Source organism: Hymenobacter terrigena (assembly GCF_054776515.1).
Genome location: NZ_BAAHBU010000005.1, coordinates 76,916 through 93,900, shown reverse-complemented (window position 1 = coordinate 93,900; position 16,985 = coordinate 76,916). Strand labels below are relative to the sequence as shown.

Annotated in this window: 15 protein-coding genes; 7 read left to right on the top strand and 8 right to left on the bottom strand. The window is 61.3% G+C overall.

The window, feature by feature from the left end:
- Positions 1-3: 3 nt before the first annotated feature.
- Positions 4-360, bottom strand: coding sequence for a DoxX family protein (locus ACYU7Q_RS19665; protein ID WP_460611163.1), 357 nt, complete (start codon positions 358-360; stop codon positions 4-6).
- Between the two features lie 178 nt (positions 361-538).
- Between ACYU7Q_RS19665 and ACYU7Q_RS19660 the strand changes: the two genes are divergently transcribed.
- On the top strand, positions 539-1,699 hold the full coding sequence (locus ACYU7Q_RS19660; RefSeq protein ID WP_460611162.1) for an acyl-CoA dehydrogenase: 1,161 nt from the start codon (positions 539-541) through the stop codon (positions 1,697-1,699).
- Positions 1,700-1,857: 158 nt separating this feature from the next.
- Entirely contained in the window at positions 1,858-2,784 is a 927-nt protein-coding gene (locus ACYU7Q_RS19655) for a helix-turn-helix domain-containing protein (protein ID WP_198069593.1), read from the top strand.
- An 84-nt stretch (positions 2,785-2,868) separates the two neighbouring features.
- On the opposite strand, the gene ACYU7Q_RS19650 is transcribed toward ACYU7Q_RS19655, so the two are convergent.
- Together ACYU7Q_RS19650 and ACYU7Q_RS19645 are read right to left on the bottom strand one after the other, a co-directional pair.
- On the bottom strand, positions 2,869-3,690 hold the full coding sequence (locus ACYU7Q_RS19650) for a hypothetical protein (RefSeq protein WP_460611161.1): 822 nt from the start codon (positions 3,688-3,690) through the stop codon (positions 2,869-2,871).
- A gap of 138 nt (positions 3,691-3,828) precedes the next feature.
- Positions 3,829-4,191, bottom strand: coding sequence for a hypothetical protein (locus ACYU7Q_RS19645; protein WP_460611160.1), 363 nt, complete (start codon positions 4,189-4,191; stop codon positions 3,829-3,831).
- Positions 4,192-4,526: 335 nt separating this feature from the next.
- Between ACYU7Q_RS19645 and ACYU7Q_RS19640 the strand changes: the two genes are divergently transcribed.
- The 4 genes from ACYU7Q_RS19640 (at position 4,527) to ACYU7Q_RS19625 (ending at position 9,240) form a co-directional block, all read left to right on the top strand.
- Positions 4,527-5,237 (top strand): C40 family peptidase, encoded by a 711-nt coding sequence (locus ACYU7Q_RS19640; RefSeq protein ID WP_460611159.1) that lies wholly within the window; start codon positions 4,527-4,529, stop codon positions 5,235-5,237.
- 251 nt (positions 5,238-5,488) lie between these two features.
- On the top strand, positions 5,489-7,222 hold the full coding sequence (locus tag ACYU7Q_RS19635) for a DUF1800 domain-containing protein (protein WP_460611158.1): 1,734 nt from the start codon (positions 5,489-5,491) through the stop codon (positions 7,220-7,222).
- A gap of 16 nt (positions 7,223-7,238) precedes the next feature.
- Positions 7,239-8,816 (top strand): DUF1501 domain-containing protein, encoded by a 1,578-nt coding sequence (locus tag ACYU7Q_RS19630; protein ID WP_460611157.1) that lies wholly within the window; start codon positions 7,239-7,241, stop codon positions 8,814-8,816.
- Positions 8,817-9,000: 184 nt separating this feature from the next.
- Positions 9,001-9,240 (top strand): hypothetical protein, encoded by a 240-nt coding sequence (locus ACYU7Q_RS19625; protein ID WP_460611156.1) that lies wholly within the window; start codon positions 9,001-9,003, stop codon positions 9,238-9,240.
- A gap of 121 nt (positions 9,241-9,361) precedes the next feature.
- On the opposite strand, the gene ACYU7Q_RS19620 is transcribed toward ACYU7Q_RS19625, so the two are convergent.
- From ACYU7Q_RS19620 to ACYU7Q_RS19605, 4 genes are all read right to left on the bottom strand, one after another.
- Positions 9,362-10,489 (bottom strand): energy transducer TonB, encoded by a 1,128-nt coding sequence (locus ACYU7Q_RS19620; RefSeq protein ID WP_460611155.1) that lies wholly within the window; start codon positions 10,487-10,489, stop codon positions 9,362-9,364.
- Positions 10,490-10,524: 35 nt separating this feature from the next.
- Positions 10,525-11,313, bottom strand: a complete 789-nt coding sequence (locus ACYU7Q_RS19615) for an energy transducer TonB (RefSeq protein WP_460611154.1) — start codon at positions 11,311-11,313, stop codon at positions 10,525-10,527.
- Positions 11,314-11,428: 115 nt separating this feature from the next.
- Positions 11,429-13,864, bottom strand: a complete 2,436-nt coding sequence (locus ACYU7Q_RS19610; protein WP_460611153.1) for a penicillin acylase family protein — start codon at positions 13,862-13,864, stop codon at positions 11,429-11,431.
- Positions 13,865-14,080: 216 nt separating this feature from the next.
- A complete protein-coding gene (locus tag ACYU7Q_RS19605; protein WP_460611152.1) occupies positions 14,081-14,968 on the bottom strand; it encodes a septal ring lytic transglycosylase RlpA family protein in 888 nt (295 codons plus the stop codon).
- Between the two features lie 346 nt (positions 14,969-15,314).
- On the opposite strand from ACYU7Q_RS19605, the gene ACYU7Q_RS19600 reads away from it, so the two are divergent.
- Entirely contained in the window at positions 15,315-16,241 is a 927-nt protein-coding gene (locus ACYU7Q_RS19600; RefSeq protein ID WP_460611151.1) for a DUF72 domain-containing protein, read from the top strand.
- Positions 16,242-16,313: 72 nt separating this feature from the next.
- Here ACYU7Q_RS19600 and ACYU7Q_RS19595 read toward each other — a convergent pair whose 3' ends face one another.
- On the bottom strand, positions 16,314-16,904 hold the full coding sequence (locus ACYU7Q_RS19595; RefSeq protein WP_460611150.1) for an arylesterase: 591 nt from the start codon (positions 16,902-16,904) through the stop codon (positions 16,314-16,316).
- Positions 16,905-16,985 lie beyond the last annotated feature (81 nt).

Genomic DNA, 16,985 nt, shown 5'->3' with positions numbered 1-16,985 from the left:
TATTTACTGCATCACGCGCCACACCCACCACAGCAGCGGCAATTGCAGCGGCAGCCACCCCCAAGCTACCCAGCCGGGGATGTGGAGCTGCTCATGAATGAGGGCCATGTGCACATTGGCCGGAAACACGGCCACCAGCAGCGCCAGCAGGCCCCCGCCGGCCCACCGCCGCGTGCGAGCCGGCAGCAGCCCCAGGCCGCCCAGTATTTCGAAAATGCCACTCGCGTACACCAGCGTCAGCGGGGCCGATAGTACGGGTGGCATAATGGCCAGGTAAGTGGCGGGATGCACAAAATGCCAGATGCCGGCCAGCACAAACAGCAAGGCCAGCGCGTAGCGGCTGAAGAGGCGAAGAATCATATCCGGGTAAAAGTCGGACAAAAACCCCGGGCTACTCAGGGCGGTTGTCTGGGGCAAAAGGCCAGAATCTTTTGTTGGCTAACGGCTGTTAGGAAGGCTGGGTGCATGCTGTCACCTTGCCCGTCGTGCCCCAGGGCCGTACTTTTGTGCCATTAAATCAATTATTCCCACCCCGCCCATGCAAACCGCCACATCCTCCAATATTTACCAGCTCAGCGAAGAGCAGCTGGCCGTACGAGACGCTGCCCGTGACTTCGCCCAGAGCGAACTATGGGCCGGCGTAATTGAGCGCGATGAGCACCAGAAATTTCCCGCCGAGCAAATCAAGAAAATGGCTGAACTCGGTTTCATGGGCATGATGGTAAGCCCCGAGTACGGCGGCTCCGGCCTCGACACCGTGAGCTATGTGCTGGCGATGGAGGAAATCTCGAAGGTTGACGCCTCGTGTTCGGTTATCATGAGCGTGAACAACTCGCTGGTGTGCTGGGGCTTGGAAAAATACGGTACCGAAGAACAGAAGCAGAAGTACCTGCCCCGCTTGTGCTCCGGCGAAATCATCGGCGCCTTCGCCCTGAGCGAGCCCGAGGCCGGCTCCGATGCCACCAGCCAGCGCACCACCGCCGAAGACATGGGCGACTATTACCTGCTCAACGGCACCAAAAACTGGATAACCAACGGCACCACAGCCTCGGTTTACCTCGTCATCGCCCAAACCCACCCCGAGCTGAAGTCGCGCGGCATCAACGTGCTCATCGTGGACAAGGACATGCCCGGCTTCATCCAGGGTCCGAAAGAAAACAAGCTCGGCATTCGCGGCTCCGATACCTGCTCGCTGATGTTCACCGACGTGAAGGTGCCCAAGGAAAACCGCATCGGCGACGACGGCTTCGGCTTCAAGTTCGCTATGCAGGTGCTGGCCGGCGGCCGCATCGGCATTGCCTCGCAGGCCCTGGGCATTGCCTCCGGCTCGCTGGAGCTCAGCCTGAAGTACGCCAAAGAGCGCAAGGCCTTCGGCGTGCCGATTGCCCAGCACCAGGCCATCCAGTTCAAGCTGGCCGACATGGCCACCAACGTGGACGCCGCCCGCCTGCTCTGCCTGCAAGCCGCCGCCGACAAAGACAACGGGGCCGACTACGGCAAGTCGGGCGCCATGGCGAAGCTTTTCGCCTCCAAAGTCGCTATGGACTCGGCTGTAGAAGCCGTGCAGATTCATGGTGGCTACGGCTTTGTGAAAGAATACCACGTCGAGCGATTCATGCGCGACGCCAAGATTACCCAGATTTACGAGGGTACTTCCGAAATTCAGAAAATTGTGATTTCGCGGGATATCCTCAAGTAAACAGGGAATTGCCTAAAATTCAGATTCATTGCACAAAACCCAGCCACTTTTTGGCTGGGTTTTTAGTTTTTGTGAATTTCAAGCTGTTATATTGCACTGCGGTAGCCACCCAGTTACCTCCTCCGCACCCCTCAACGGCCTTTCGGGCCACCTGAATTATGGAAGATTACAATAAAGTTATCGAGTCGTTGGGCGTTCGATACATCAAGGCCAAAAACCTGGTGTTGCATCAACCCTTCACTGTGCGCAATTCTTACGATGTCGGCAATAACCTGATTCTGCTCCACAAAGGCCACATCACGTTTGGCGAAGAGGCCATGGTGGTAGAAGAAGGCGAAATGCTCTTCATTCCCGGCGGCCGGCCCACCCGCGTGAGCTACGGCGAAGACACCAAAAACCGCGTCATCACCAACGACGACCTTATCTCGAATAAGGACAAGTTCTTTCATTCAAACGACAACCTTGACCTCATCGGCGACGCCGACGAAAGCCACAGCTTTGTGAGCTTCGAGGCCAAGGTATTCGATTCGGTGAACTTCTTCGCCTCGCTCGACGTGCCGGCCTTCCTCATCTCGGGGCAGCCCAAGCTTGCCAATCTGGTGATTAAAGTGGTGGAAGAGAGCATGCAGGACTTGCCCGGCCGCGAGCGCCTCATCAACATCTACACCGAGAACATTGTGGTGGAAGTGGTACGCTACGTGCTGCGCAACAACATGTTTGTGGAGCAGCTGGCCACCAACAGCACCTACTTCAAAGACCCGCGCCTGATTGACCTGTTCAACTACATCAAGGAGAACCTGGGCGGCGACCTGTCGAACAAAGTCCTCTCGGGCGTAGCCAACGTGAGCGAGGACTACGTGGGCCAGTATTTCAAGATGCTGACCAACATCAACCCACAGGACTACATCGAATACCAGCGCATGGAGCGCGCCGTGTTCCTGTTGCGCACCACCAAGAAAAGCATTCGCGACATCGGCAAGGAAGTGGGCTACAAGGACACTGCCTATTTCTGCCGCCGCTTCAAGATGATGTTCGGCATCCCGGCCGGCAAGATGCGCCGCCGCGAATCGGCCATGAACATCTAAATAATGTATTTGTCTTCAAGGCAATAAAAGCAAAAAGCCCCGCTTCTCATCGAAGCGGGGCTTTTTGCTTAAACGAAAACGAGCTTACTCCAGGCTGCGGAAACCGTCGTCTTTCGAGCGGAAGCTGCGGTCAGAAGACTGCGCGCCGTGGTCGGTGTGAGACGAGGCACTGGGGCTGCTCTCGCTGCGGCCGCTGCCCGAATGGATGCCGGTGTTGCCGGAAGATGATTTGGAGCTGCTGGCATCGCTGCTGTAGCTTCCGCTACTGCCGAAGCGGCTGCCGCTGTTGGCATAGGGCGCACCGCTATCGGAGCGGCCGGTGGTGCCAGCGGCCGAGCGGCGGCTGGTGGTAGCGTCGGGGGCCTGGTAGCCGTAGCTGCGGCGGCCGTAGCTGCCAGCATCGCGCTGGCGGCCATAGTTATACGAACTGCTTTCGCTGCTGTCCGACTTGCCCTTGCGGGTAGCCAGCCAGGCAATGCCGCCGGCTAGAATAGCGCCACCCACTACTTTTTGAGTCGTGCTGAGGCCATTAACCCGGTCAAGGGCGCGGTTGCCAAGGTCTTTGAGCGACTGGGGCAACTGGTTCACGCTGTTGAGGACGCCCGAGTCTTCAATCCATTTTTTGCCGCTGTTCAGGGCCGTATCGAGCAGGGTGCCTTCCTGGTCGTTGGTTTGCTGACCTTCGCCCTGGCGGCTTTCACCGGCGTTGGCCGTGTTCTGGTTCTGAGCGTTGGGAGTAGAGGAGGAGCTTTGAGCGCTGGGCGTGGGGGCCGATTTGCGCGAGGCAGACGAAGCGCCGCTGGAAGTGCTGGAGGTGCCCGGCGTGGTGGGGTTCTGGCCGGAGCGGCCGGTATTGCCGGTGTTAGCTTGGTTCGGGGTCCCGAACTGGTCTTGCTGGTTATCCATGAGTATGAGCGGGAATTGGGAGGTGGAAAGAATAAGAACAGCGCCTGGCACCGAAGCGCCGAAAGCGTGTGGGTTATTCGTAATCGGCTGCCGGTTAGTTGCAATTCGCTGGTTTTATTTTGGCTAATGCCGGTCTGCCTAAGTCGTTTCAGGGCCGGGTTGCGAGTGGCGCGGCAGGGGGCGTAGCACATGGCCGGGGTCGGCCAGTACCACGCGGCGGGCTTCTTCGCGGGCTTCCACTTCATACTTGTTGTGGTAGTAGCCCACGCGGGCCGACTCCAGGAGATATTTCCAGAGGAAGGGGAGCAGGCCGTGCTCTTGGTACTGGCGCAGGTGCACGGCCTCGTGGGCCACCCACTCGGCATCGGCCAGAAATTCCTCGCGGGAGGCCCCGCTCAGGTGCACCGTTTGGCCCACTACCATGGCCACGCGCCGGGCTTTGAGCACGCGGCGGGCAATAAGGGCGAGAGGGGAGTTGGTCCAGGTCCGAAGCATTTTCATAAAAGGCAAGATATAGGAATATTTTGGTCGCGCAGATACGAAGCAAAGATGAGCTTGGTTGCAAGCTGTTCAGTTAATATTTATTGATAAAATTATCTTTTGGAAAGTATTTTTGCTTTTTTTTGAGAAAAAGTACCGCACTTACCAAATGTTTACCCTAGCTTTACCCTGCGACCTGTTCTACGCACAATAGAAATTATCGGGTACGACTTCTTTTCATCACCTCTTCACTCGGCTATACTCAGCCTTGCCTATCGCCTAAGAAAGCTACTACTCCGGCTCTTCCGCCCTCACTTTGGAACCCGGTTTTTTGCCCCCAACCCTAACGACGGACAATGAAACACAGCCTCCTGTATTGCCTCGCCGCTACCTCGCTGGCCCTCTCCTTCTTCTTTGAACGCGCCCCCGAAGCTTCGGCTACGGCCCGTGCCACCTCGGCACCGGTCGTGGCCGAAGCTTCGCTGCTTCCGGCCCTGACGAGCGAGACTGCCCCCGAAAGCGACCCCAGCAACCCATCGGCCACCAAACCCACCGCCGCTGAGCTGGCCGCCTCCCGCGACTCGCTTACTTACCACTACTACGCCCAGACCCTGGGACTGCACCTGGCTTTCAATGAAAACAAGGACTTGCTGCGCACGGTAACGGATTGGATTGGTGCTCCTTATAGCTACGGCAGCAACTCGCGCCGCGGCACCGATTGCTCGGGCTTTGTGACGCGCGTGTTCCGCGAAGTGTACGGCATCAACCTGATTCACTCTTCGCGGGCCATGTTCAGCAACACCAAGCGCGTGGCCAAGGCCGAGATGCAGACCGGTGACCTGGTGTTCTTCCGCCGGGGCAAAGGGCCGATTTACCACGTTGGCATCTACCTGAAGGACGGCAAGTTTGCCCACTCGGCTACCAACGGCGGCGTGATGGTGAGCTCGCTGAACCAGCCTTACTACCACCGCAATTTCTACGCGGCCGGGCGGGTGCGCGCCGCGGCAGCGGCCGATGAGGCTGCTACCGAAGCAGCCGCCGAGTCAGCAATTGCCTCCGTTGAATAATCTTCGATTCTGAACCAGAAGTTCAAGCAAAACGCCCGGCCTTGCAGCCGGGCGTTTTTTTTATGCCCTTCGCCGGGGCATTGGCTCCGTTGGCTTAGAGTTCAGTGATTACTCATTATAGAAACTGGATACTTGTATTAAACGCAACAGGCTTTGTCTGGTCTATGCTAAACCATTGGCTCAGAAGATAAAAAATGCCGGGCCAGGGCTCGTTTCATTGTTGCTTCTGATTCCATCATTATGCCCTGCTTATGAACCGCAGACATTTCCTCCAACGAAACGCGGCCGCCCTGAATGCCCCGGCGGCGGCCGTGGCTGAGCGACCCGTAGCCGCACAGGCCCAGCAGGACCCGCCCGAAACCGTGAGCCGCTACGCCAACAAGGCGCTGCCCACCGGCCTGGCCCGCACCACCAGCACCCTCACGCCCTACGCCGGCACCTGGGGCTACGCGCAGGCCGCGCACCTGCTGCGCCGCTGTCTGTTCGGGCCTACGCGCACGGAGATTATGACCGCGGCGGCCTCCAACCTCACGGCGGTGCTCAACGGGCTGCTCACGGCCCCGGCTACGACTCCCGACCCGCCCGTGAACGTGTCGGCCACCGATACCAGCGTGCCCATCGGCCAGACGTGGACGGCGCAGGTGTTCGACCAGAATTTTGAGGGCGTGCGGCGGGCGTCGCTGCGCGACTGGTGGCTGGGCCAGCTGCTAAACCAAAGCACCACGCTGGTGGAGAAGATGACGCTGTTCTGGCACAACCATTTTGTGGTGGAGCTAGGCAATATCGACGATGCGCGCATGGGCTACGAATACTGCCGCCTGCTGCGCCAGCACGCGCTGGGCAATTTCAAGCAGTTGGCCAAAGACGTGACCGTGACGCCCGCTATGTTGCGCTACCTCAACGGCAACCAAAGCACGGCCGGCGCGCCCAACGAGAACTACGGCCGCGAGCTACTGGAGCTGTTTACGGTGGGCAAGGGGCCGCTCATCGGGCCGGGCAACTACACCAACTACACCGAGGCCGACGTGCAGGCCGCCGCCAAAGTCCTCACCGGCTGGCGCGACCTGGCCACCGTGCCTGTGGGCAGCTACTTCACGGCCAGTCGCCACGATACCACAACCAAGGTGTTTTCCTCGGCCTTTGGTAACGCCAGCATCGCCAACAGCGGCGCTACGGAATACCAGGCGCTTATCAACCTGATTTTTCAGCAGGTGGAGACGGCGCGCTTTATCGTGCGCAAGCTGTACCGCTGGTTCGTGTACTACCTGATTGACACGCAGGTGGAAACCGATATTATCCGGCCGTTGGCTACCATTCTCATCAACAACAATTTCGACATTGTGCCCGTGCTGCGGGCGTTGTTCAGCTCCGAGCACTTCTTCGATACCCTGAACGTGGGCTGCCTCATCAAAAGCCCGCTTGATTTCACGGTGGGTTTGTGCCGACAAATGCAGATGGTGTTTCCGCCCGCTACCAGCGTGGCCGTGCAGTATGGCATGTGGGATTACCTCAACAGCCTGACTTTCGTGCAGCAGCAGACGCTGGGCGACCCGCCCAACGTGGCCGGCTGGGCCGCCTACTACCAAACGCCGCAGTACCACGAGCTCTGGATAAACGCCGTGACGCTGCCGCGCCGCAACCAGGTCACGGACCTGTTCATCGGCCCGGGCTACACGCGCAGCGGGGTCAAAATCGTGATTGACGTGCTGGCCCTTACGCAGACATTCCCGGCCGCCACGGCGGCCGACTGCAACCTGCTGATTGCCGAATATGTGAAGTTGATGGTGCCCATCGACCTCACCACCAACCAGATTGTTTTCCTGAAGACCGCGCTGCTGCCGGGCCTGCCCGATTTTGAGTGGACCGTGGAGTGGCAGCAGTACCTGGCCGCGCCCACCAACACGGCCAAGAAAGCCGCCGTGACCACCAAGCTGCAAGCCATGCTCCGCGCCCTGATGGGCCTGGCCGAATACCACTTGTCCTAACGCCAACAGCCACACCATGAAACGTCGCGAATTTCTACAGACTACGGCTGCGGCCTCGGTTGGCACTGCTTTTTTGAGCGGGCTGCCCATTGGCGCCTACGGGTATTCGGCCCAGCTGGCGGCCCTTACCAATGCTACCACGGTTACGGATAAAGTGTTGGTCATCATTCAGCTGCAAGGCGGAAATGATGGGCTGAACATGATTATCCCGCTCGACCAGTACCCGGCCCTGCTGGCGGCACGCAGCAACATTGCCCTGCCCCAGGCGCAGGTGCTGCCGCTCACCACGGCCACCGGCATTCACCCGGCCATGGCTTCGCTCCAGAACCTGTATCAGAACGGCAAGCTGGGCGTGGTGCAGAGCGTGGGCTACCCCAACCCCAACTTCTCGCACTTCCGGGCCACCGATATCTGGACGTCGGGCTCCGACTCGAACGTGACCTGGACCACCGGCTGGGCCGGCCGCTACCTCGACGGCGAGTTTCCGGGCTTCCCCACCGGCTACCCCAGCACCCAGAACCCCGACCCGCTGGCCATCAGCATCGGCTCGGTGGTGAGCAACTGCGTGCAGGGCCCCACCGTGAACATGGGCATGGCCATTGCCAGCACATCGTCTTTCTATCAACTGCTTAGCGGCGGGGTTGATGCCGCGCCGAATACGCCGGCTGGGCACGAGCTGACGTTTATCCGCCAAGTGGTGAGCCAGACGCAGGTGTACACCACGGCCATTCAGGCGGCAGCGGGGCGGGCCCAGAACCTCTCGCCGCTGTACCCCACAGCGGGCCAGAACTCGCTGGCCGACCAACTCAAAATAGTAGCCCAGCTGGTGGCCGGCGGCCTGAGCACGCGCATCTACGTGTGCCAGCTCGGCGGCTTCGATACGCACACGCTGCAGGTGCCCAGCACGGGCAGCACCACCGTGGGCACCCACGCCACGCTGCTGGGCAAGATTGCGGAGGCCGTGAATGCCTTCCAGGACGACCTGCGGCGGCTGGCCATCCAGGACCGTGTGGTGGGCATGACGTTCTCGGAATTTGGGCGGCGCATCCGGTCCAATTCGGGCTTCGGCACCGACCACGGTGCGGCAGCCCCGCTGCTGGTGTTCGGCACCAAGGTGAACCCCATTGTGCACGGGGCCAACCCCACGCTGCCCACCAATGCCGGCGTCAACGATAACATTCCCATGCAGTTTGACTTCCGCAGCATCTACACCAGCATTCTGAAAGACTGGTTCCAGGTGACGCCGGCCACACTCACGCAGCTCTTTGGGCAGGCCTTCACCTATGTGCCGGTGCTGCGGCCCGGGGCCGTCACGGCCACGGCTTCGGCGGCCGAGGTGGCCGAGTTCACGGTGTATCCTAACCCGGTGGCGCGCGACGGCCGCACCACCGTGGCCTACGAAAGCGCCGGCGGCCACGTGCAAATCGTGGTGCTCGATGCGCTGGGCCGCGAAGTGCGCCGCGCCGTGGACCAGCTATTGCCCCGCGGCCCTCAATTGCTACCCGTGGACCTGAACGGTCTGGCCCCCGGTGCCTACTACTGCCAGGTGCGCGAGGACCGGCGCACCGGCTCCCGCATCGTAGTAGTAGAGTGAGATTGAGAAATGTTGGCAATATCTGTTAATAAATGTTGTTGACAATGAGTTGCTTGTTATTCGTTATTGTGAATAGATTCGGTTGAAAAACCGAAAAAAGGCAGCCCTGCCCCGGCCTTTTCCGTACAGCGAATCCGGGGCGGTAATTGCCCTCTTTCACCTCTCCCTTCTCAATACCAGCTTTATGGAAGCGCAAATCGAAAAACAACTCGAAGACATCCTGCCCGAAGACCTTGCCCGTACTTTCGAGAGTGCCTACCACGTATTTCAGGGCAAAACGGAACACGTAGACGACCTGCTGAAACACGGTGGCGTGCTGCTGCGCAAAGCTGCTCAGCGCTTTACGCCCACGCAAATGGTGCTTGGTATTGCCGCCATCGCGGCCGTGACGGTGGTGCTAATTAACCGCGCTAACCACGACTAACTATTAATCGGCCCACCGCTGCAAAACGGTATAAGGCCAATGTGATACAGAAAAGGCGACCTTCTACCAGAGGTCGCCTTTTCTGTGCTTTTAAAGTGCTGATTTTCGAAGAAAAAGCCGCTCAGCGAATGTCTACCACAACTGGTACGGCGAGGCGCACGGCCACCGGCTGGCCGTTGTGGCGGCCGGGCTCGAAACGCGGCAGGCGCAGGGCCGCTGCCAGCACGGCCTCATCCAAAGGGCTGTTGATGGGCTTGAGCATCACCGGGCGCGTGACGCGGCCGTCGGGCTCCACCACGAAGCTGACCTGGCCCTCGCCGCTGCTGGCGCGCTCAGGGTACTCAATCAGCTCCTGAAGGGCGGCTTGCAGGCCATCGAGACCGCTGCGGCCGGGCAGCACGGGCATCTGCTCAACCTGGCTGTAAACCTGGTTCTCGGGCACTGGCGCGGCTTGGCCGGAAGGTGGCGCGGGCGGGCTAAACCAGATGTTGACCACCTGGTACATGGCCACGGGCTGGTCGTCGTAGCCCAGGGCGGGCTGCCAGCGCGGAAAGCCGCGCACGAGGCGCAGGGCTTCGTCGTCGCAGGTGGGGCAGAGGGAATTAATGACTTCGCTGGCGCCTACGCGGCCGTCGGACTTCAGCACGAAGCGCACCACGACGCGGCCTTTGAGGTCGCGCTGTTTCACTTCGGCGGGCGTGGCTTTGTTCTTTTGCAGGTACTGCTCCAGAGCGGCATCACCGCCGGGAAACTGGGCCGGCCGGGCCACTTCCGTATTGGCAAACACATGGCGCGGCGACAGGAACATGACCGGCACGGTGAGCAGGACCGCCACCGGCTGGCCCTGGTAGCGGCCCGGCAGCAGGCGCGGCATGCGCTTCACGGCGGCCAGCGCGGCGGCATCACAAGCAGGACTGAGCGACTGCACCACGGCCGCTTGGCGGGCCACGCCACTCACCCCAACCACGACGCGCACGAACACGCGGCCTTCGGTACGGCCCTCGCGCACTTCCACCGGGACTTGCAACTGCTTCTGCACGGCCTTCACCAGCGCCAGGTTGCCGCCCCCGCCGGGCAGGGTGGGCATCTGGTCCACGTAGTTGAATATCTGGGTGGTATCCGTGACGTACTGGCCGTAGTATTGGGCGGCGGCAGGATGGGTAGTGAGCAGTAGCACAAGCAGCAGTGCCCAAAGCAACATGGGGCGCTGGCTACCAAGGGTGTTTGATTGGAAAGCGCGGGAATTCATGCCGCAAATTTATTGGCGGACGCGAACTGCGAAAATCAACGGAAGCGCGCAGCCCGCCCAAACTCAACGGGCACGGTGAAACTAACCGATACGGGCCGGCCCAGCATTTTGCCGCCAATAAAGCGGGGCAGGTTGTTGATGGCGGCCACGGCAGCAGCGTCGTATTCGGGGTTCACGCCCTTCACGACCTTGGCATCGCGCACAACACCGCTGGGACCTACCACAAAGGCAACAAATACCTTTTCGGTTTTCCGGCTCGCTAACGCGGCTACCGGCTGAACCAGCGCCCGCTGCACGGCGCGCAAAATGGCTTCGGAACCCCCGCCGCCGGGTTGCTCAGGCATCTGTTGCACCAGGGTATAAATCCGGTGGAGGGTGTCGTCTGGGGCAGCCAAGCCACCAGCCGGTGCAATCATGCGAAAGGTAACGGGCACCGTAAAGCTCACCGGCACCGGGCGGCCCGCTTGCCGGCCGGGGATGAATTGCGGCAGCTGCTGCACGGCGGCCAGAACCGATTCGTCGCAGCCCGCCCCGATGCCTTTCACAACCTTGGCGTCGCGCACCATCCCGTTTTCGCCCACTGTAAAGCTCACAAATACGCGCCCCTCAATGTGCTGTTGAATAGCCTGGGCCGGGTACATCACCCGGCTCTGAATGGCGTTGACAACGGCCGCACTGCCGCCGCCCCCGGGAAGCTGCGGCATCTGCTCGACGTACGTGTAGATTTTGCCATTAACCCGCACGGTATCGACAGCTCGGGGCGGGGGCGGAGTGGTTTGTGCCAGGGCTGGTTGCGCTGCACTGAGCGTCACTAGCGGTAGCATTGCGCAGAGCGACCGTAATACTGGGGCAAATATGGTTTTCAAAGAAGGAAACTTATTATTGGAGGAAGGCAAATCAGGTGCAGAACGGCAGCGGTAATGGAGGAATCCCCACAATCTACTTCGATTGCAGCGTCCAGCTCGTAGCCACCCGCGCATTCGGCTCCTGCGCGCTCCTTAGAAACACCAGCTCGTCGAGCTGGCCCACACGCCAGGTTTCCAGTAGGTTGCTGTAAAAAGGTGAGCCGGGGTTGCCGCTCTGGCCGCCGGGGTACACGCCATAGGCGCGCACCTGCGGGCCCAGGGCCACCACCATGCGCCAGCTGGGGCCGTTGCGCTCGGTGGTGGCATTCACGATGCCCGCGCCGCCGCCGCAGTCCACGTCCATCTGCCCGAAGCCGGGGAGCTTGAGCAGGTGCAGGATGTCGGTGCTTTTCTGGCTGGCCCAGCGCCATTTGGGACCTTGTGCGCCGTATTTGCGGGTGAGACTGTCCACGGCCCAGCGCAGGCTTTGGCGGGCCAGCAGGGGCAGGGTTTCGCGGGCGCGGGTGCGGTAGTCGTCAATCCAACGGCTGCTGTCTTCCTTCAGAATCAGGTTGTTGGTGCGGTCGCGGGCGGGGTAGCGGTAGGCTGGGCCTTTGGGGTCGAGGGGGAAATCATCGTCCCAGAGACGCTTTACCAAATTGTCGTACCACAGCTCAAACAGGCTCGGCCCCACGGCATCGGCTGTGTACTGATAATTCCAGGCGCGTAGCGCGGCCAGGGCCTGGCCCTCGGCCGTGGTCGTGGGTTGTGAGCCGGCCAGGGCCAGCATGCGCGGCAGCATCAGCTGGGCATTCAGGCCGAGCACGTCGTTCTGGAGCAGGCGCAGGCTGTCGGCCGTTACCATGGGCATCTGGCCCAGGCGCTGGTTGATGCGCCGGCCGCGCTCTGACGAGCCGTAGTCCCAGTTCATATAATACGGATAGTCCTGCGGCCGCACCGACGACTGGTTGGCCGACGACACGAACCCCCGCGCCGGGTTCTTCGCGTGCGGGTTCTGGGCGGCCGGAATCCAGCCCTGCCAGTCCTGGGCCGGGTCGCGGCCGTCGAGCAGGTACTTGCCCTGCTCGTGCCATTTCAGCGGCAGGTGGCCGTTGGGCCAGATAGCAATGTCCTGGCCGGCATCGGCAAACACGAAGTTCTGGGCGGGGGCGCCGTAGCTCGCCAGCGCGGCCGTATAGTCGGCGTAGGTGCGGGCGCGGTTGAGCTGGTAAAACGTTTTGAACTCGTTGGCCGCATCGTGGGCCGTCCAGCGGGCCGCGTAGCCAATGGGCGTCTGGGGCAGGAAAGGCTTCTCGGTGCGGTCGTACACCACCGGGCCGTGGTGGGTGTATAATACAGTATCGAGCCGGTCGGCCTGCCCGCGCACTTTGATGTGCTCTACCACGCGGCGCACTGGCTTCCAGCGGCCGGCGTGCCAGTATTCCAGCTTGCGGGCATCCCGAAACTGCACCTGGTACCAGTCCAGCACGTCGGCGTAGGTATTGGTTACGCCCCAGGCCACCTGCTCGTTGAAGCCGATGATGGCCAGCGGCGCGCCCGGAATCGACACGCCGTACACGTTCACGCCCGGCGCGGTCATCTGCACCTGGTACCAGATACTGGGCAGGTTGAGCTGCAGGTGCGGGTCGTTGGCCAGCATCGGAAAGCCGGTTGCCGAACGGGCCCCACTCACCGCGAAGTTGTTGGAACCCAGGTCGCGCGAGGGTTCTTGGGCTGGCGCATACGGCGCTTCGGCCGCCACGAAAGCGGGCGGTACGGGCGGCGTAGCGAGCGGCTTAAAATCCAGGGCCGTACCGGGCGGCACCACCGGGTCTTCGCGGGTGGGGTAGTCCGGAAACAGGTCGCGCATCACCGCCGGGCCGTACCTGCGCAGGGCATTGCTCATGCGCAAATCGTCGGAACGACCGGTGAGGTCGAAGGCCATGTATTTGAGGATGAGGGCGCTTTTTAGCGGCTCCCAGGGCTCAGGCGCGTAGTCGAGTAGCTTGTACTCAAACGGATAAGTGGCCGGCGTGAGGCTGCTGATGTAGGCATTGATGCCGTCGGAATAGGCACGGGCTACTACGCCGCTCACCGGGTCGGCCAGCACCGCGGCCACCGATTTTTGCGCGCCGAAGCCCAGGCCCATGCGCCGGAAAAACCGGTCCGTCTCCAGCCGCTCCGGCCCCACGATTTCGGCCAGCCGTCCGGCCGCTACGTGCGCCACAAAGTCCATCTGCCAGAGCCGGTCGCGGGCCGTGAGGTAGCCCTGGGCCAGGTACAGGTCGTGGTCGTTTTGGGCGAAGATGTGGGGCACGCGGTGGTCGTCGTAACGCACCGTTACGGGCTGCTGCAGGCCCGCGATGGTCAGCTTCTGCTGGGCCGGGAAGTCTTCGGGCCGCTCGCCGTTCTGCCAGAAGCCCCGGTACGGGCTCAGCAGCTTGCCGAAGGGCGGCACATTGCCCTGCTTGGTATTCAGCACCCAAATGAGGGTGAGGCACGCGGCCAGAGCCAGTATGGCTTTTATCATGGCAGATAGTAAGTTGGGATTCTGAGCGCAAGCTACTGCCCGAAGCCGCAGGGCGGCATATAGAAAGCAGGAAAGACAAAAGAGCAAAAGCCCGAGCGGGGCGGCACTCGTCTGACGAGTGCCGCCCCGCTCGGGCTTTAAAATTATTAGAAACGGCGCTACTACCGATGGGTCACCGCGCGGCGGCCAGTGTTGGTGTGATAAGCAGTGCTGAAGTTAGCGAAGGGCTACTTCGCGCACCAGCCCGCCGATGCCCCAGACCAGCAATTGCTGGCGCACGGCCTCGGCCTCGGGGCGCTCGCCAAACTGGCCTACGAGCACGCGGCTGCGCTGGCGGCCATCGAGCAAATCCTGGGAGATGGTCACGTTGAGCTCGGGCAGCAGCGACTTGATGCGGGCCTGCACCGACTGGGCATTGGCGGCATCAACGAAAGAGCCCGCCTGAATGAGAAAGCCGGCCGGGCAATTCACCAATTCGGTGGCCGTGATAACCTCGGCTTTGGTGGCGGTGGCAGCGGCGATGAGCGTGGCCGTAGCGGCGACCCGGGCTGCCGAATCAGCGGGGCTGAGGCGGGCATCCGGGGTTACCGTGTAGGTCGTGAAGGCGGCTTCGGGGTTGGGGTCGGCGGCGAAGAGAGCGGCCAGATTTTCGGGGGTAGAAGCAGGGCCGAGGGGCGTTTCGGGGGCTACTACTTCGGCTACCACGGTGGCGGCACCGCAGTCAACCACGCCCAGGGGCTTGGCGGCGGCTTCCGATAAATCAAGAATGCGCTGGTGGCGGAACGGGCCGCGGTCGGTAACACGCACAATGACCGACTTGCCATTCTTCACGTTCGTAACCCGCAGGCGGGTGCCGAAGGGCAAGGTTTTGTGGGCGCAGGTGTATTTGAAGCGGCTGTAGCGCTCACCGCTGGTAGTGCGCCGGCCTTGGAAGTAACTGCCATACCAGGAGGCCCGGCCGCGCAACACAGTGGTAGTGGCGCTAGGGGCGGGGGCTGCTTTGGTGGTACCGGGAGCGGTGCGCGCCGAAGCGCCCAGCAAAGTCAGCAGAAAAAAGAAGCAACTGGAAAGGACGAGTACTTGTAGGCGGCGAAATAAAATCATGCGATTTGCAGATGGTGAGCACGACAAACATAGACCCATCGATTTGAGCAATGCTAAAAATCCACTGACCTCTACTAACCGGATTGGGTTAAAAACTGTCCTTTATCAAGAAAACTTGCATTTAATTAATCTTCATGTTGGCCGTAAAAGTAGCCGTGAGGTTGCCTCAAAGTATATTTTGCCGAATCCGGCCTTTGCCATTGCGTAGGTGCAAAAATTAGATTATGCGACGGGTATAAAATTTGGGCATTGGTCCTACTGCTGACTTTGAAACCGGGTTGCAAAAGTCCGGTTTTTGTCGTAAGAGCAGTAGCCCGTCACCGGGCCCCGGTCCTACCTTTGCCCCATGGATTTTGGCCGCTTGCCCGACCTTCGCTACGTTGATTTCAGCCTGCCGCCCGACCACCCCGAAACGGCCCGCGTGCTGGCCCGTGCCCGGCCCACGCAGCCCACGCCGGCTCGCATCCACGTCGGCTGTCCCATCTGGACGAATAAGGAATGGCTGGGCACGTACTTCCCCGCCGGCATCAAGGAGCCCGACTACCTGCGCTACTACGCGCAGCAATTCAATAGCATCGAGCTGAACACCACGCACTACCGCATCCCGGATGCTGCCATGGTGCGACGCTGGCGCGAGGCCGTGGGGCCAGATTCGGGCTTTAAGTTCTGCCCGAAGCTGCCGCGCAGTATCAGCCACGAGCGGGAGTTATTCCAAGCTGATGACCTGGTGGTGACCACCGCGCGGGCATTTGAAGGACTGGGCGACAACCTGGGCTGGGCCTTTTTGCAACTGCCCCCGCACTTCGGCCCCGAGCATTTGCCCCGCCTGGAGCGCTTTCTGCTCGACTTCCCCGAGACGGTGCCGCTGGCCGTTGAGATGCGCCACCCGCGCTGGTTTGCCGATAAGGTGTTGGCCGATGCCGTGTTTGCCACCCTCGAAGCTCTGAACAAAACCCTGGTGATAACCGACGTGGCCGGCCGGCGTGATGTGCTGCCCCTGCGCCTGACCACGCCCACTGCCTTCATCCGCTTCAACGGCCACGGCTTGCACTCCACCGACTACCACCGCGCCGACGCCTGGGCCGAACGCATTGCCGCCTGGGTGGCGCAGGGCGTGCACGATGTTTACTTCTTCATCCACCAGAAGGACGTGCGCCACGCGCCGGTTTTCGCTCAGTATCTATTGGAGAAAATCCGGGGGCTGACGGGCATTGTGGTGCCGCCGCCGCATATCATTCCGCAGCCGGTGCAGGGGAATCTGTTTGGGTTTTAAGGACTGAGCGACCAGAGCTTGTCATGTAGAGTGCCGCTCTGCATGTACAAGCCCACTTTAGGCAACTGCCCGCTACGAGCCAACCGGCTGCTGCAAGAGTGGCCCCAGCACCTGCCACACGTTTTCGGCCAGGATTCGCTGGCCGGCCGCGTTGGGGTGCACGCCGTCGGCCAGGTTCAGCTCGCGGCGGCCCAGCACTCCTTGTAAGAGGAAGGGTACGAAGGGCAGCGAGTTTTTATCGGCCAGGGTGCGGAACAGTGCTTTGAACTCGGTGGCATAGTGCGCCAGGCGGTGGCCGCCGAGCGGGCCGAGGTCGAAGGGAAACTCCAGACCGGCCAGCACGATTTGCGCTTCGGGGAACTGCCGCCGCACGGCATCGATGATGAACTGAAGGTTCTGGGTGGTTTCGCGGACGGGGATGCCCCGGATGCCGTCGTTGGCCCCGAGGGCCAGCACGAACACGTCAATCGGGTGCCGGGCCAGCACGGCGGCCAGGCGCTGACGGCCCCCGGCGCTGGTTTCGCCGCTCACGCCATAGTTGTAGGCTTTATAAGGAAGCGGATGCTCGTCGAGCCGCTGCTGTAAGATGCTGGGAAAACTGTTGGCGGCCGGCAGGCCGTGGCCCGCCGTGAGGCTGTCGCCAAAGAAAATGATGTTTTTCATATAGTGCTGTTTTAACAGCACGGTAGCCGTTTTCGTGCCCGGCTAATCCGCAGAACCTCCCCCGGCCCCTCTCCAAAAGAG

Excerpts from the sequence above, each read along its gene's own strand:
- ACYU7Q_RS19665 (WP_460611163.1), bottom strand. The coding sequence starts at position 360 with ATGATTCTTCGCCTCTTCAGCCGCTACGCGCTGGCCTTGCTGTTTGTG.
- ACYU7Q_RS19660 (WP_460611162.1), top strand. The coding sequence starts at position 539 with ATGCAAACCGCCACATCCTCCAATATTTACCAGCTCAGCGAAGAGCAG.
- ACYU7Q_RS19655 (WP_198069593.1), top strand. The coding sequence starts at position 1,858 with ATGGAAGATTACAATAAAGTTATCGAGTCGTTGGGCGTTCGATACATC.
- ACYU7Q_RS19650 (WP_460611161.1), bottom strand. The coding sequence starts at position 3,690 with ATGGATAACCAGCAAGACCAGTTCGGGACCCCGAACCAAGCTAACACC.
- ACYU7Q_RS19645 (WP_460611160.1), bottom strand. The coding sequence starts at position 4,191 with ATGAAAATGCTTCGGACCTGGACCAACTCCCCTCTCGCCCTTATTGCC.
- ACYU7Q_RS19640 (WP_460611159.1), top strand. The coding sequence starts at position 4,527 with ATGAAACACAGCCTCCTGTATTGCCTCGCCGCTACCTCGCTGGCCCTC.
- ACYU7Q_RS19635 (WP_460611158.1), top strand. The coding sequence starts at position 5,489 with ATGAACCGCAGACATTTCCTCCAACGAAACGCGGCCGCCCTGAATGCC.
- ACYU7Q_RS19630 (WP_460611157.1), top strand. The coding sequence starts at position 7,239 with ATGAAACGTCGCGAATTTCTACAGACTACGGCTGCGGCCTCGGTTGGC.
- ACYU7Q_RS19625 (WP_460611156.1), top strand. The coding sequence starts at position 9,001 with ATGGAAGCGCAAATCGAAAAACAACTCGAAGACATCCTGCCCGAAGAC.
- ACYU7Q_RS19620 (WP_460611155.1), bottom strand. The coding sequence starts at position 10,489 with ATGAATTCCCGCGCTTTCCAATCAAACACCCTTGGTAGCCAGCGCCCC.
- ACYU7Q_RS19615 (WP_460611154.1), bottom strand. The coding sequence starts at position 11,313 with ATGCTACCGCTAGTGACGCTCAGTGCAGCGCAACCAGCCCTGGCACAA.
- ACYU7Q_RS19610 (WP_460611153.1), bottom strand. The coding sequence starts at position 13,864 with ATGATAAAAGCCATACTGGCTCTGGCCGCGTGCCTCACCCTCATTTGG.
- ACYU7Q_RS19605 (WP_460611152.1), bottom strand. The coding sequence starts at position 14,968 with ATGATTTTATTTCGCCGCCTACAAGTACTCGTCCTTTCCAGTTGCTTC.
- ACYU7Q_RS19600 (WP_460611151.1), top strand. The coding sequence starts at position 15,315 with ATGGATTTTGGCCGCTTGCCCGACCTTCGCTACGTTGATTTCAGCCTG.
- ACYU7Q_RS19595 (WP_460611150.1), bottom strand. The coding sequence starts at position 16,904 with ATGAAAAACATCATTTTCTTTGGCGACAGCCTCACGGCGGGCCACGGC.